Origin of the sequence: Shinella zoogloeoides (genome assembly GCF_020883495.1) — a bacterium.
GTDB classification, from domain to species: Bacteria; Pseudomonadota; Alphaproteobacteria; order Rhizobiales; family Rhizobiaceae; genus Shinella; species Shinella zoogloeoides.
In genome coordinates this window covers 1,415,992-1,430,301 of sequence record NZ_CP086610.1, presented here as the reverse complement: position 1 = coordinate 1,430,301, position 14,310 = coordinate 1,415,992, and the positions used below count along the sequence as shown (strand labels likewise).

The window sequence follows — 14,310 nt, the reverse complement described above, 5'->3', positions numbered from 1 at the left end:
CCTTTTCGTTTGTGAATGCAGGAACCGATTACTCGGCGTCGCCTTCGGCGGCCTTCTTCTTGGCCGGGGCCTTCTTCTTCGGAGCGGCGTCGTCGCCTTCCGCAGCTTCGGCCTTGGCGGCCTTCTTCTTCGGCGCGGCCTTCTTGGCGTCCTTGTCGGCGCCTTCTTCGTCGTCAGCCATCAGCTCTTCCTTGGAAACGGACTTGTCCGTTACCTTGATTTCGCCGAGCAGGTGATCGACGACCTTCTCTTCGAAGATCGGCGCGCGGAGCGAAGCGGCTGCGCCCGGGGTCTTCTGGAAGTATTCGAGGATCTGCTTTTCCTGGCCCGGGAACTGGCGGAGCTGCTGGAAGAGCGACTGCTGCATCTCTTCGTCCGTTACCTGGACGCCGGCCTTTTCGCCGATTTCCGAGAGAACGAGACCGAGGCGGACGCGGCGTTCTGCGAGCTTGCGATATTCTTCGCGAGCGGCTTCTTCCGTCGTGTCTTCGTCAGCGAAGGTCTTGCCGGACTGGGCGAGGTCCGTGTTGATCTGGCGCCAGATGTTTTCGAACTCGGCGTCGACCAGGCGTTCCGGCGTGTCGAACTTGTACATCTCGTCGAGCTGGTCGAGGATCTGGCGCTTGACCTTCTGGCGGGTGACCGAGCCGTACTGGCTTTCGATCTGGCCGCGGACGATTTCGCGCAGCTTGTCGGCCGATTCGAGGCCGAGCTTGGAAGCGAGGTCGTCGTTGATCTCGATGTCGGCGGCGGCAGCGACTTCCTTGACGTTGATGTCGAAGGTGGCTTCCTTGCCGGCAAGGTTTGCGGCCGGGTAGTCAGCCGGGAAGGTGACGGTGATGACCTTCTCGTCGCCAGCCTTCAGGCCGACGAGCTGTTCTTCGAAGCCCGGGATGAAGCGGTTGGAGCCGAGGACGAGTTCTGCGTCTTCGTCCTTGCCGCCGTCGAAGGCGACGCCGTCGACCTTGCCGAGATAGTCGATGGTGACGCGGTCGCCGTCGGCGGCCTTGCCCTTCTTCGTCTCGTAGGAACGAGCGCTTTCGGCGATCTTCAGGATCTGGTCGTCGACTTCCTTGGCGTCGACGTCTACGACTTCGCGCGTGACGGCGATGCCGGAATTGTCCTTCAGCGCGATGGCCGGGATGACTTCGTAGGACAGGGTGAACTCGAAGTCGGCCTGACCGTTGAGGATCTTTTCCGCTTCGGCCTGGTCTTCGGTCATGCCGATTTCCGGCTGCGTTGCGGACTTTTCGCCGCGCTCGGAGAGAATCGCGGACGGACGGTCGCGGACGATCTCGTTGACCAGTTCGGCCATGACGGACTTGCCGTACATCTTCTTGAGATGTGCGAACGGCACCTTGCCCGGACGGAAGCCGTTGATGCGGACACGGCCCTTCACGTCCTCAAGACGCTCGTTCATCTGAGCTTCCATGTCCTTGGCCGGGATGACGACCTTGATTTCGCGCTTCAGCCCTTCAGCGAGCGTTTCGATAACCTGCATGTTCAAACCTTCATTTCGAGTTGGCGGTGCTCAAACCGGCCTTCCGGTTATGGCGAGCACCCCGCCGGTCCATTTGCCGGCTGTGGCTTTACTGAATTCGATGGCCTTTTGGCAAGCAAAATGGCGCTCTCATGCTCCACACGGCGCGGAAACCTCCGTTTCCGTGTCCGGTGGCTCTGGTGCGGGTAGAGAGACTTGAACTCCCACGCCTTGCGGCACCAGAACCTAAATCTGGCGTGTCTACCAATTTCACCATACCCGCGCCCCGAGAAACCGCCGTGCCACGAGCGGGCCGATGCCGCTGCTCATGGCGCCTTCCGAGCGCGGCGTCTCTATATCATCCGTTTTCGGCGGATCAAAGGAAAAATACGGGTGGGACCGGGCGTCGTCCCTCGCCTCAATAGAGCGGTTCCTCGTAGAGCGGCTCGCCCTTGAGAATCAGGCGGGCGATCTGCGCGGTGCCGTCCTTCGATACCCGGGCCTCGACTTCCAGTTCCTCATGGTTCCGGGCCTCCTCCAGCACCTTGCCCTCGCCTTCCGGCACATAATAGCGCTCGATGCCGTATTGCACGAAGAGCGTATCCGGCACGCCACCGTCAGACCCCTCATAATAATCAAAGGGAAGCGTGCGCAGCACGACGCTGCCCTCCTCGGCCGGCAGGGTGGCGAAGCTCGCCCCGGCCGCGGTCCAGAGCCCGTCCGCGCCGGGCTTCAGGCGCACGAAGAGGCGCGCCCGCGTGCCGCCCTTCGGGCTCTCGCCGGTCACGATGGATTTCGGGATCGTCGAGACCGGATAGGACAGGATCACGTAGTCGCCGCGCAGAAGGTCGCGCGGATCGACGGGCAGCGTCTTCAGCCTGATGTCCGCGCCGCTGCGCAGGATGGAGGCACGCCCCTCCACCATATAGCCGATAACGGCCGTCTGGAGCGCGGCCGCGATGACGGCGGCGACAAGCGGCGGGAGGCGGAAGAAACGGGATGCGCTCATGGCTCAGGCCTCCACCTTCGGTTCTGTTCTGGAAAAGCGCCGCTCCATCACGATCACCGCCCAGGCGATGAGCGCCACGACGAAACCGGCGATGAGGAAGAAGCCGGACGTGCCGATGATCGAGCCGATGGTTTCCGAGGCGAGATACAGCGTCTCTGCGGCGAAGGCGGCATAACCGAGATAGCGCACCGCGCCGTTCTCCTTGCCGGAAAGCGCGATGCCCGCAATCGCCGCGCCCAGCGTGACGATGCCGACGAGAAGCCGGTCCGCGACGCCGTTGAATTCCGCATGCAGGACGAGAAGGCCGAGAAGCAGCACGAGATAGGAATAGAAGGCCGGCGCCGCGCCGGCGCTGCGGGCAAGCGCATGGAGCGGCGATTGCGGCACGGCGGCGAGGAGGTAAGCGACCGCCCCGAAGACGGCGATGGCGATGGCGGTTCCGGGCGTTTCGTTCTCGCCATAGATATAGGCGAGCCAGACGACAAGCAGCAGATAGGCGAGATGGCGCACCCGGTCGGCCCCGCTGTAGCGCACCAGAAGGATGACGATGGCGGCCATCAGCGGCATCAGCCAAAGCAGCACCGTTTCATCGGCATTGGAGGACTGCGTCCAGTCCACGCCCGCAACGACGAAGGCGAGGACGCCGGCAACCGCGGTGACGGCGCCGGAGCGAAAGAGCGCCGCCGCCACGACCGCGCCCGCAAACCAGACGAGCATCGCCTGGAAGGTGTCGCCGGAGAGATGGTACATCTGCCCCACCAGCGCGATTGCGCCGCCGAAGGCGAGCGTGCCGAGCACCAGGAAGGCGGCGGCCAGCCGCTCGGCGCCGCGCGCGATCAGGAAACCGCCCGCCAGATACGCGCCCCAGATCAGCGCGAGGATGCCGACGAGCCGCGCGAGACGGGGAACGGCATCCCAGTTCGCCGCGACGAGCAGAAGCACGGCCGCCGCGACAAGCAGCGCGGCGATCATCATCAGCACGCGGCCGACACTGAAGGCGCTTTCGCGGCTGTCGTATTCCTTGAGTAGACGGCCGGCCGTCTGCGCATCGATAAGGCCCTGCGTCGCCCAGAGTTTGAGATCGCGTTCCAGCCTGCCCCTGTACATCCGTTCCCGCTCCAGATTCGCTCCGGCCGATTCCAGCCCTGTCAACACGAACGATATAGGGGCACAGGAAATTCGCAATCTCGGCAAAAATCGTGGAATCGGCGCGCTTTCACCGAAATAGGCGCAAAACGGCGCCAAGACCGATCTGGATTAACGAGGAATAAAGAAATCCATGGCAGATTTGGCAATAACGGAGCCGAACAGTCTCCCCGTCGAGGGCATGCAAGGGGCGCATATCATCCATTCCCATATTGCACTGCACAAAATCGGGGCCGCGGCTATACTGCAGACATCGGATCAGAGATGATCCACCGGAATTCGGAGCGACGCACTCCTCCTCCCAGCGTCCCTCCGATACGATTGGCAACACTCCTCCTCCCAGTTGCCAATCACCAATATGACGCCCGCTGGACCTCCTCCCCCAGCGGGCGTTATTGTTTTCCCCAGACACCAATCAAGCGCCAATCCCGATATTTTTCATCCGCCTGACACTCACGCCCCCACATATGCGGGCGACGCATGGGTGCCATTCCGATCGGGCGCTGGCGCGTGCCGGCAGCCACCGCTACAAGACAAGCATCGATCGGGCGACGCATTCCTCCTCCCAGCGTCCCCCGAACAGGATTGGCAGCCCCTCCTCCTCCTCCCAAGCTGCCAATCGATATCAGCAACGCCCGCCGGATCTCCTCCCCCGGCGGGCGTTCGCTTTTCGGGGCCTTTCCGACCTTGAATGCATAACTGATCTTAATCCTTGTGACGAAAGCGCGAATTTTGGCCAGATTCTTGCCAAAATTTCCGCTTGACATGCGCAAAACGCATAGGTGCCGTGCCATTCCAGCGCTGTTCTTTTTTGCGCTGCAACGTATATTCCAAATCAACAGATCGGGGCGGCGCCAAGGACGAGCGGCCGCCCAGCAGGAAGCCCAAGAAAGGGGTAAAGACATGAACCTGGCACGCTCTTTCAACAACTGGCGCAAGTACCGTCAGACCGTCAACGAACTCGGCCGCATGACGGACCGTGAACTTCGCGACCTCGGCATCGGCCGCAGCGATATCCCGTATATCGCCCGCAAGGCTTCCAACTAAGCCGACCGATCCTTCCGGATCCCAATTCGAACGCCCTCCGGTTCCCGCCGGAGGGCGTTTTCGTTTGCGCGTCTTTTTGCGGCGCACAATGTCGCAAACATCCATATGCGACAAGATGGAGCAGCCTGAGGCTTGGGCGATGAAGGCGACTATCCGGCTGAAATCGCCTGTTTTTCAGTCTCTTCCGGCTACATGCGATGCATCTGCCTCATCGCTGGCGTCTTATTGCACAAATGCATAGCAGCTCCATTCTCTTTGCACTGCACATTAACAAGGCGATCGCATATATAGGCGTCACGAACCGGTGAGACAGACCTCCCGGCCAAACACTTCGAGGAAGACCACCATGAACCCGATCCGCATTGCAAAGAACTGGATGTCCTACCGCCGCACCATGAACGAGCTCGGCAACCTGTCGAACCACACGCTCTCGGACATCGGCCTGACCCGTCACGACATCCGCGACATCGCTTCGCGTTCGTTCCGCTAAGACATCGCTGGTTTCCGCCGCTGCGGCCGGAAACGGCGACGCGCGAGGAACGCTTCAAACGGCACCGCATGGTGCCGTTTTTGATTCCGGGCCATGAAAAGCGCAGACGCGCTTTTCCTTGGAATGCGCCGGCCGCCATGGTAACGAACCGCCCATGACAAAGACCTCCTCCCTCAGCCCCATCCACGTTATCGGCGGCGGCCTTGCCGGTTCCGAAGCCGCCTGGCAGATCGCCGAAGCCGGCATTCCCGTCATCCTGCATGAAATGCGTGGCGTGCGCGGCACGGATGCCCACAAGACGGACGGCCTTGCCGAACTCGTCTGCTCCAATTCCTTCCGCTCGGACGACGCCACCAGCAATGCGGTCGGCGTGCTGCATGCGGAAATGCGGCTTGCCGGTTCGCTGATCATGCGCTCGGCCGATGCCAACCAGGTGCCGGCCGGCGGGGCGCTCGCCGTCGACCGCGACGGCTTCTCCATCGCCGTCACTGCCGCGCTGGAAAGCCATCCGCTGATCACCATCGCGCGCGAGGAAGTGACGGGCCTGCCGCCGGAGGACTGGGACCAGGCGATCATCGCCACCGGCCCCCTCACCGCGCCCTCGCTCGCCGAGAGCATCCAGGCCCGCACAGGCGCCGATTCGCTTGCCTTCTTCGACGCCATCGCGCCGATCGTCCATACGCAGAGCATCGACATGGATGTCTGCTGGTATCAGTCGCGCTACGACAAGGTCGGCCCCGGCGGCACGGGCAAGGACTATATCAACTGCCCGATGGACGAGGCGCAGTACAACGCCTTCATCGATGCGTTGATCGCCGGCGATACGACCGGCTTCAAGGAATGGGAAGGCACCCCATATTTCGACGGCTGCCTGCCGATCGAGGTGATGGCGGAGCGCGGCCGCGAGACGCTGCGCCACGGTCCGATGAAGCCCATGGGCCTCACCAACGCGCATAACCCGACAGTCAAGCCCTATGCGGTCGTCCAGCTTCGGCAGGACAATGCGCTCGGCACGCTCTACAACATGGTCGGTTTCCAGACGAAGCTGAAATACGGCGCGCAGGCCGAAATCTTCCGCCTCATTCCCGGCCTCGAAAATGCGGAATTCGCCCGCCTCGGCGGCCTTCACCGTAATACCTACATCAATTCGCCGACGCTGCTCGACCGCTCCCTGACGCTGAAGGGCCGGCCGGGCCTGCGTTTTGCCGGGCAGATCACCGGCTGCGAAGGCTATGTCGAAAGCGCCAGCATCGGCCTGCTCGCCGGCCGCTTCGCCGCCGCCGAGCGCCGTGGGGAAACGCCGTCGCTACCGCCCGAAACGACGGCCTTCGGCGCGCTGCTGAACCATATCACCGGCGGCCATATCGTTTCAGAGGACGAGCCGGGCAAGCGCTCCTTCCAGCCGATGAATGTCAATTTCGGCCTGTTCCCTCCGCTGGAGCCGGGCGCGGTGGTACGGCCGGAAGGCCTGAAACGGTTCCGAGGCAAGGACAAGGCGCTCGCCAAGAAACATGCGACCGCCGCCCGCGCGCTGGAAGACTGCGCCCGCTGGCTGGGGCGCTGAGCCTCAGCCAGGCTGGCCGGATATCTGCGGATTCTGGCCGGCAAGGCCCGGCATGAAGCTGCCGAGCAGCCAGAGCGAGATTTCGGCCGCCTGCTTCTCATCCCGAAACTCGAACGTGCCGCCCTCGAAGGCGGCATTGGCGAAGCGTACCTCGAGCCGCTTCGGGCCGGCGCTGGAAACGCGCACCGTGCCCGGCTCGATAAGGTGGCAGGCATAGTGGTGGCCGTGGGCATGCATGCAGCCCGCCTTGCCGTCATGCAGCCGCAGGAAGACGGTGCGGCCGTTCGCCGTGGTGATCACCGCGCGGATCGCTTCTCCCGGGAAAGCCCGGCCGAACTCTAGGATCGCCAGTCCCGCGTCCTCGCCCAGAGTCTCCGGCGCCTCGTTCCGCTTGCGGAAACTCTGGCGGAAGATCAGGCCGGCCAGCAGCAGGCAGGCGATGGTGATGGTCCAGAGCATCAGCGCACTCCTCCACGAAAATGTCCCATCGCTGTAGCGGACAAGGCTTGCGCCAGTTTGGCGTCCCGTCAAGACCTTTGGCTGAGCGGCGCAATCCTGCTCAGAATGGGTCTGCTCAGAACGGGCCGCGGCTGAGCGCCCGCCACATCCACCATTGCCGCCGCCATTGCGCCGGCTGCAAGGCACGTTCGAGCGTATCCGCACCGGCCTTTTCCGCAGCGCGCAGCACATGTGGCACGAGCGCGACGGGCAGGAAGGCCGGACGGTTGGCCGCCGATATGCCATTGGCGGCCCGCGCCTTGGCCAGATGCTCGCGGCCAAGGCCGACGAAGGCCTCGACGGCGCGCGCCGCCGCCTGCCTGTCGCTACCGCCGAGCAGGGCTTCCGGCGTCAGGCCCGTCGCGGCCATGAGATCGGCCGGCAGATAGACCTGCCCCCGCCGGCGGTGGATCGGCAGCATGAGCAGCGTTCCGGCCACCGTCTGCGCCACGCCGGCATGGCCGGCGGCCTCCGCCGATTGCGGCGCATTCTGCGGGTCGAGGATGAGGCTTGCGAGCTGGATGAGCGCCGAGGCCGTTTCGCCGGCATAGCCTTCCAGCGCCGAACGGCTTTCCATCGGGTCGTTGTAGACGTCGAAGATGCGCGCCTCGATCATGTCCGTCAGCACGGCGACGGGCAGCCGGTGCTCCTCCACGCAGGCCAGCAGGCCGGCGGCGAGCGGATTGGCCATGGCGTCGCCATCGGCGGAGCCCTCCAGAAGGTCGCGCCACCATTGCAGGCGAATTTCACCGGGAAGCGCCTCGCGCACCAGGTCGCGCACCCGCGCGATCTCGGCGTTGAAGGCATAGAGCGCCGCCAGTGCGCCGCGCTTTTCGGCCGGCGCCAGCAGGCAGGCCAGATAGCGATCGCGATCGGTATCGCGAAGCACCGTCAGGCAATGCGCGTCGTTTTCCTGTCTCTTGTCCGTCACGTCCGCAAACCGCCTTTCGCTCACACGGCGATAAGCGCGGCGGCGACCGCCCGGCTCTCGGCCAGCATGACGTTGAACGTGCGCACGGCCGCGCCCGTGCTCATCGGGTCGGAACGGATGTTCCGCTCGCGCAGCGCCGCCTTGATTTCCGGCGACAGCGGGCAGATTTCCTTGCCGGTGCCGACGAGCAGGACCTCGATCTCCCCCGCCTCGTCCAGCACGCGCGTGAGGTCGGCGAGCGTCAGCGGCGTTTCCCCGGCCTTGTCCCAGCCGTGGATGCCCGACGGCAGGCAGAGGATGGAGCCGCGATGCGACATGTCGGCGAAGCGGAAGCCGCCATTGCCATATGCGTCGATCGGCGCACGCCCGGGGAAATGCGCCTCCCGGATTTCGATGCCCTTAGCCATTGGCTCCCGTCGCTTCCGCAACCGGTCCCTTGCCGCCCTTGCCGGGACGGTAGTGTTCCGGCCGAAGGCGGAACAGGATGAGGACCGGCCCGGCAATGTAGATAGAGGAAAGAGTGCCGATCGCCACCCCGAAGAGCAGCGTCAGCGCGAAGGTGCGGATCGCCTCGCCGCCGAAGAGCGCGAGCGCGGCCAGCGCGATCAGCGTCGTCGCCGAGGTCAGGACCGTGCGCGAGAGCGTGCGGTTGATCGCGTCGTCGATGAGGATCGGCAGCGGCATATGCTTGAAATGCCGCAGATTCTCGCGGATGCGATGATAGACGACCATCGTATCGTTCAGCGAATAGCCGGCAACCGTCAGGAGCGCTGCGACGGCGCTGACATTGAATTCGATATCGGCGATGGCAAGGAAGCCGAGCGTGAAGAACACGTCATGCGCCAGCGCGATGACCGCACCTATGGCGAAGTGCCATTCGAAGCGGATCCAGATATAGGCGACGAGCGCGAGAAGGCCGGCGACGAAGCCGATGGTCGCGGTATCGATCAATTCGCCCGAAATGGCCGGGCCGACCACCTCGACGCGGCGGAAGTCGTAGGCATCCTCAAGCTCGCCGCGCGCGACGAGGACGGAGGTCTGCTCGGCATTCTCGCCCTCGCCCATCGAGGACAGGCGCACCAGCGCGCGGCGGTCGTTGCCGTGGGTGTCGATGCTCTGCACATCGATGCCGGCATCCGCAAGGCGCGCGGAGATATCGAAGAGATCCGCGGTGCCGGACTTGGCCTGAATCTCCACCGCCGCCCCGCCGGTGAAATCGATGCCGAGACGCAGTTCGCCGAGTACCAGCAGGCCGGCGATGACGAGCGACAGCGCCGCCGTCACCAGGAACACCACATTGCGCACCGCCATGAAACGCAGGTTGAGCCGGTCGAAGACGCCGGTGCGCACGCCCTTCGGCAGATGGGTCGCGTGGCTGCGACCGAGCCAGGCACGCACGAGGCCCCGCGTCAGCGTGAAGGTCGTGAAGAGCGTCGCAAGCAGGCCGATGGCGACGGTGAGCGCGAAGGCGCGCACGGGCGCGGCGGACAGGACGAGGAGAACCGCAACGGCGATCAGCATGGTGACGGACGCATCGACGACCGTCCTGCGCGCCCGGCCGAAGCCGATGGCAACGGCGTCGGCTAGCGAGCGGCCGTTCCTGACCTCCTCGCGGATACGCTCGAAGATCAGCACGCTGGCATCGACCGTGACACCGACGGTCAGCACCACGCCGGCGATCATGGAGAGCGAGATCGGCGCGCCGACGAGCGCCAGAACGGCGAAGGTCACCAGCACGTTGAAGAACAGCGAGAGCGAGGCGATGACGCCGAGCACGCCGTAGAAGATCGTCATGAAGGCGACGACCGCCGCGACGGCGGCGGCAAGCGCAAGCACGACCGTTCCGACCGAGGTCGTGCCGAGCGCCGGCTCGATGGAACGTTCCTCGATGATGGTGAGCGGCGCGGGCAACGGCCCGCTCGCGACGATGCGCGCGATATTCGCCGCGCCCTCGGCATCGAAATCGCCGGAAAGCCTGCCGACGCCATCGACGATGGCACCCTGTATCTGCGAGGTGGAGATGACCTGATCGTCGAGCAGGATGGCGACGGTTCGCCCGCTGTTTTCCTGCGTGAAGGCCGCAAGCCGCTCGGCCGCCTCTCCCTTGAGCACGAATTCGATGAAGGCTTCGCCATTGGCCGCGGGCTGCGCCGAGGCCACGTCGACGGCGGTGAAGAGGTCTGCGCGCTTCACCAGATAGCCGACCGGGGGTTCGCCGGTGGAATAGAGCACTTCGGAGCCTTCCGGCGGGCCGTCTTCTATCGCGGTGTTGACGGGCATGCTGTCATCGACCAGCCGGGCGGAGAGCCGGCCGACCTGCGCCAGCATGTCCTTGACACGCTGCGGATCGGTCAGCCCCGGCATGGAGACCACGATGCGGTCGCGCTCGCCGCGCGACACCAGAAGGGACGGGATATCGAGGCTTTCGACGCGGCGACGCACCGCATCCACCGCACCCAGGGAAGCGGCGCCGACCGCCTCGTCGATGGCCTCGGAGGGCAGGACGATGCGGAACTGGCCGTTCTCCGGTTCGCTGAGAGCACCAAGGCCGAGGCCCGTGAGCGTCTGGCGCGCCGCATCGATGCGATCGGGCGCCGTCACGGTCACGTCGATGGCGTCTTCCGAACCGTTGAGATCGCTATAGGCAACGCCCGCGGCACGAAGCGCGTCGCCGATGGTTCCAACGCCGGCACGCAGCCGCTCTTCGGTAATATCCGCGCGTGAAACTTCAAGAACGAGTCGAGAGCCGCCGGTCAGGTCGAGGCCGGGGACGAGGCGATGCGCGCCCATCCATCCGGGAAGGCCGGCAGCCATGCCTGCCGGCAACAGGCTCGGCAGGATGACGACAAGGCTCGCCACAAGGACGAGCCAGAAAGAAACGGTCTTCCAGCGGGCGGATTGCTGCATCGCGATCTCGTCTAGGGTCCGGCATCGGCGCCGGCTGAAAACCAGTCGGGCCACCGGGCCGAGAGTATCCCCGGCCTGGCGGCAGGCCAAGCTTATTCCTTGACGGGTTCGCCCTTGACGCGGACTTCGCTGATGCCGCTGCGCACGACGCGCAGCTTGACGCCCTCGGCGACTTCGACTTCAAGCTCGTTGTCGTCGACGACCTTGGTGACCTTGCCGACGATGCCGCCGCCGGTCACGACCTGGTCGCCGCGGCGGATGTTCTTCAGAAGCTCCTCGCGACGCTTCATGGCTGCGCGCTGCGGGCGGATGATGAGGAAATACATCACCACGAAGATCAGCAGGAACGGCAGGATGGACATGAGAATGTCCGCGCCGCCTGCTGCCCCGCCGGGTGCCGCCGTCTGGGCGAAGGCCTCGGTAATGAACATCAGTTACTCCTTGAAATCTGGGATTCTCGCCGCCATAGCGGCCATTTCGGTTGCCGGAATATAGGCAAGCGGCCATTGATTGCAACACACGAGACCGCGAAGCTCTCGTTTTTCAAGCGCTTTACCTCTTTTCGCGACCTGCCGGCGCATGCTACCCGGCTAGCAGCATGAGGAGAAAGACCTTGCAGGAAGATCACGTCAAGCATCTGCTGGCCGAAATCGGCCGCATCACCGCCGCACTGGAACGCCTCGCCGGCCCCGCCCCCGCGGTCAACGACTGGAACGCCGCCGACGTCTTCGTCTGGGTCCCGGCGCGCCTTCAGGTACAGCCCGTCAAGCGGCCGAACCGTATCGACATCGACCTCATTCGCGGCGTGGACCACGTGCGCGACATCCTCGTCGACAATACGGTGCGCTTCGCCCGCGGCCTGCCGGCCAACAACGTGCTGCTGTGGGGCGCGCGCGGCATGGGCAAATCCTCGCTGGTCAAGTCCGTACACGCACTCGCCGCGAAGGAAACCGCAAGCGGCCTGAAGCTTATCGAGGTGCATCGCGAGGATATCGCCACCCTGCCCGCGCTGCTCGACGTTTTGAAGGATGCGCCCTTCCCGGCCATCATCTTCTGCGACGACCTGTCCTTCGACCATGACGACACGTCCTACAAGTCGCTCAAGGCGGCGCTGGACGGCGGCGTCGAGGGCCGGCCGGACAATGTGCTGCTCTACGCCACCTCGAACCGCCGGCACCTCCTGCCGCGCAACATGATCGAGAACGAGCAGTCGACCGCCATCAACCCGTCGGAGGCCGTGGAGGAGAAGGTCTCGCTCTCCGACCGCTTCGGTCTCTGGCTCGGCTTCTACAAGTGCAGCCAGACGGAATATCTCGAAATGATCGACGGCTATGCCGGCCATTTCGACCTCGACCTGCCGCAGGAGCAGCTCCACGCCGAGGCGCTCGAATGGGCCACCACGCGCGGCTCGCGCTCGGGCCGCGTCGCCTGGCAATATGTGCAGGACCTGGCGGGCCGCCTCGGCAAATCGCTCAACAGGTGATGAAAAACGAAAAAGGCGGCCCGTTCGGAGCCGCCCTTTTTGATTAAGCCGTAGCCGTCGTCCTATTCGAGGAAAGTCATCGGGTTGACCGGCGTCGCGTTCTTGCGCACCTCGAAGTGAACCTTCGGGCGGGTCGCGTTACCGCTCATGCCGGAGGTGGCGACCGTCTGGCCGCGCTGGATCTTCTGACCGCGCTGAACGTTGAGGTCGCCGGCATGGCCGTAGACCGTCACCGTGCCGTCGTCGTGGCGCACCAGAACCGCGTTTCCGAGTTCCTTCAGGCTGCTGCCGGCATAGATGACCACGCCGTTCTCGGCGGCCTTGATCGGCGTGCCCTCGGGAACCGAGATATCGATGCCGTCGTTGCGGTTGCCCTCGACATTGGCGCCGTAGCCGGCGATGACCGCGCCGCGCACCGGCCAGCGATACTTGCCGATACCCGTCGATTCGGGAGCCTCGTCCGTCACGTCGGACTTTTCCGTCGCTTCCGTCACCGAAACGGTCTTCACCGGCGCCTTGTAGGCTTCCGGCTTCTTCTCGGCCGTCTCGATCTTCTTTTCCTTGGCGACCGGGATGGATGCGGTCTGTGTCTTGTCGGTCGGCGTCTCGACGGCAGCGCCGCCGGCCGGGATGACCAGCTTCTGGCCGATGCGGATCGATGCCGTGTCGATGCCGTTCGCCTTCTTCAGCGCCGCGACGGAAACGCCGTTGCTGCGCGCGATCTTGGCGAGCGAATCGCCCGGCTTCACCTCGTAGCCGCCCTTGCCATTGCCTTCACCGGCATCGGCGACGTTGGAATTCGTCTGGCCGCTTTCCGACTTCACCTTGTCACGCGTCGTCGTGCCCGGCAGGATCGCGACGTTCTGCTCGCCGTTGCGCTCGGGCGTCGGCAGCTTGTTGTCGACCTTGAGGGTATGATCGGTCGAGGCCTTGGCGGCGCTCGCCGTCGTGCTGAAGGTGGGGATGACGATCCGCTGGCCCGGCTCGGCATCCGAGGAGCGCTTGAGGCCGTTGGCGGCGAGGATTTCCTTTTCCGGCACGCCGTAGCGGTTGGCGAGCGTCTTCACGCTTTCGCCCTGGCGCAGCATGACGACCGGGCCATTGTTGGCCGACCAGCCCGCCTTGCTCTTGACCGTCGCCGTCTTGAGGGTATCCACGTCCTCCGCCAGAGCCTTCGCCTTGCGCTGCGGCAACTCCTGGGCCATCGCGGCCTGACGCTCGGCCGAACGGCGGGCATCGGCGGTCGGGTCGGCAAGCTCGCCGCGCTGAACGCTCATCGGCGTCGTTGCGAAGCGCGTGCCGGAGCCTGCGGTCGTAGCGGTATTGATCGGGTCGTAGGAAACGTTGCCCTGATCCGGGAACGGCTGGTTGAGCGCCTCGTTGCGGGTGCCCATCTGGTTGCCGGAGGCATATTGCTGCCCGCCATTACCAACATCGCCGCGCGGAACAGGATTACCGCCGCCACCGCCGAACAGCGTGCGGCGCGGAACCGAACTCGTGGTCATGTTGTCCTGACCCGAGCTGGAGAAAAGGCCACCGAAGCGGCTCACGTCCGAGCTGCACCCGGTCGCTACGCTTGCCAGCAGGGCAGCCGCCATAAGGCGGGTCGCGGTCCTACCAAAACTCGGCGATACACTCTTACGCATGAAACTACCCAATCGGTACGCTACTTGATGTAGGCCGATTAAAGCGCGTTAGAGTTACTGCCCGGTTAAAGCCGGACTATCCGCATCGGTTTTTTGATGAATTGATAAC

At 64.5% G+C, this 14,310-nt stretch carries 13 protein-coding genes and 1 tRNA gene; 4 read left to right on the top strand and 10 right to left on the bottom strand.

The genetic code is table 11. The features are described 5' to 3' along the window. Window positions 1-28 precede the first annotated feature (28 nt). The 4 genes from tig to K8M09_RS07210 all read right to left on the bottom strand — a co-directional run bounded on the left by tig (window position 29) and on the right by K8M09_RS07210 (window position 3,596). Window positions 29-1,501, bottom strand: a complete 1,473-nt coding sequence (gene tig / locus K8M09_RS07225; protein ID WP_160784605.1) for a trigger factor — start codon at window positions 1,499-1,501, stop codon at window positions 29-31. Window positions 1,502-1,678: 177 nt separating this feature from the next. After that, window positions 1,679-1,763: transfer RNA gene (locus K8M09_RS07220), tRNA-Leu, on the bottom strand. 135 nt (window positions 1,764-1,898) lie between these two features. Next, window positions 1,899-2,489 (bottom strand): GDYXXLXY domain-containing protein, encoded by a 591-nt coding sequence (locus tag K8M09_RS07215; protein WP_160784606.1) that lies wholly within the window; start codon window positions 2,487-2,489, stop codon window positions 1,899-1,901. 3 nt (window positions 2,490-2,492) lie between these two features. Beyond that, window positions 2,493-3,596, bottom strand: coding sequence for a DUF2157 domain-containing protein (locus K8M09_RS07210; RefSeq protein WP_160784607.1), 1,104 nt, complete (start codon window positions 3,594-3,596; stop codon window positions 2,493-2,495). Between the two features lie 942 nt (window positions 3,597-4,538). Between K8M09_RS07210 and K8M09_RS07205 the strand changes: the two genes are divergently transcribed. The 3 genes from K8M09_RS07205 (at window position 4,539) to trmFO (ending at window position 6,736) form a co-directional block, all read left to right on the top strand. Next, on the top strand, window positions 4,539-4,682 hold the full coding sequence (locus K8M09_RS07205) for a DUF1127 domain-containing protein (protein WP_160784608.1): 144 nt from the start codon (window positions 4,539-4,541) through the stop codon (window positions 4,680-4,682). 346 nt (window positions 4,683-5,028) lie between these two features. Then, complete coding sequence (locus K8M09_RS07200; protein WP_160784609.1) at window positions 5,029-5,172, top strand: DUF1127 domain-containing protein; 144 nt, start codon at window positions 5,029-5,031, stop codon at window positions 5,170-5,172. 154 nt (window positions 5,173-5,326) lie between these two features. Continuing rightward, window positions 5,327-6,736: a methylenetetrahydrofolate--tRNA-(uracil(54)-C(5))-methyltransferase (FADH(2)-oxidizing) TrmFO gene (gene trmFO, locus K8M09_RS07195; RefSeq protein WP_160784610.1), complete on the top strand. Its 1,410-nt coding sequence runs from the start codon at window positions 5,327-5,329 to the stop codon at window positions 6,734-6,736. Window positions 6,737-6,739: 3 nt separating this feature from the next. On the opposite strand, the gene K8M09_RS07190 is transcribed toward trmFO, so the two are convergent. From K8M09_RS07190 to yajC, 5 genes are all read right to left on the bottom strand, one after another. Next, complete coding sequence (locus K8M09_RS07190) at window positions 6,740-7,195, bottom strand: hypothetical protein (RefSeq protein WP_160784611.1); 456 nt, start codon at window positions 7,193-7,195, stop codon at window positions 6,740-6,742. Between the two features lie 115 nt (window positions 7,196-7,310). Continuing rightward, window positions 7,311-8,165, bottom strand: a complete 855-nt coding sequence (locus tag K8M09_RS07185; RefSeq protein WP_160784612.1) for a phytoene/squalene synthase family protein — start codon at window positions 8,163-8,165, stop codon at window positions 7,311-7,313. A gap of 20 nt (window positions 8,166-8,185) precedes the next feature. Further along, window positions 8,186-8,572, bottom strand: a complete 387-nt coding sequence (locus K8M09_RS07180; protein WP_160784613.1) for an Mth938-like domain-containing protein — start codon at window positions 8,570-8,572, stop codon at window positions 8,186-8,188. Further along, on the bottom strand, window positions 8,565-11,072 hold the full coding sequence (gene secD, locus K8M09_RS07175; protein ID WP_160784614.1) for a protein translocase subunit SecD: 2,508 nt from the start codon (window positions 11,070-11,072) through the stop codon (window positions 8,565-8,567). Before secD ends, K8M09_RS07180 begins: the two co-directional genes overlap by 8 nt. 92 nt (window positions 11,073-11,164) lie before the next feature. Continuing rightward, the gene (yajC, locus tag K8M09_RS07170; RefSeq protein WP_160784615.1) at window positions 11,165-11,503 is read right to left on the bottom strand and encodes a preprotein translocase subunit YajC; all 339 of its coding nucleotides are present in this window, start codon (window positions 11,501-11,503) and stop codon (window positions 11,165-11,167) included. Window positions 11,504-11,670: 167 nt separating this feature from the next. Here yajC and K8M09_RS07165 point away from each other — a divergent pair, with 167 nt between their 5' ends. Next, a complete protein-coding gene (locus K8M09_RS07165) occupies window positions 11,671-12,555 on the top strand; it encodes an ATP-binding protein (RefSeq protein WP_160784616.1) in 885 nt (294 codons plus the stop codon). 62 nt (window positions 12,556-12,617) lie between these two features. On the opposite strand, the gene K8M09_RS07160 is transcribed toward K8M09_RS07165, so the two are convergent. Continuing rightward, the gene (locus K8M09_RS07160; RefSeq protein WP_160784617.1) at window positions 12,618-14,201 is read right to left on the bottom strand and encodes a peptidoglycan DD-metalloendopeptidase family protein; all 1,584 of its coding nucleotides are present in this window, start codon (window positions 14,199-14,201) and stop codon (window positions 12,618-12,620) included. Window positions 14,202-14,310 lie beyond the last annotated feature (109 nt).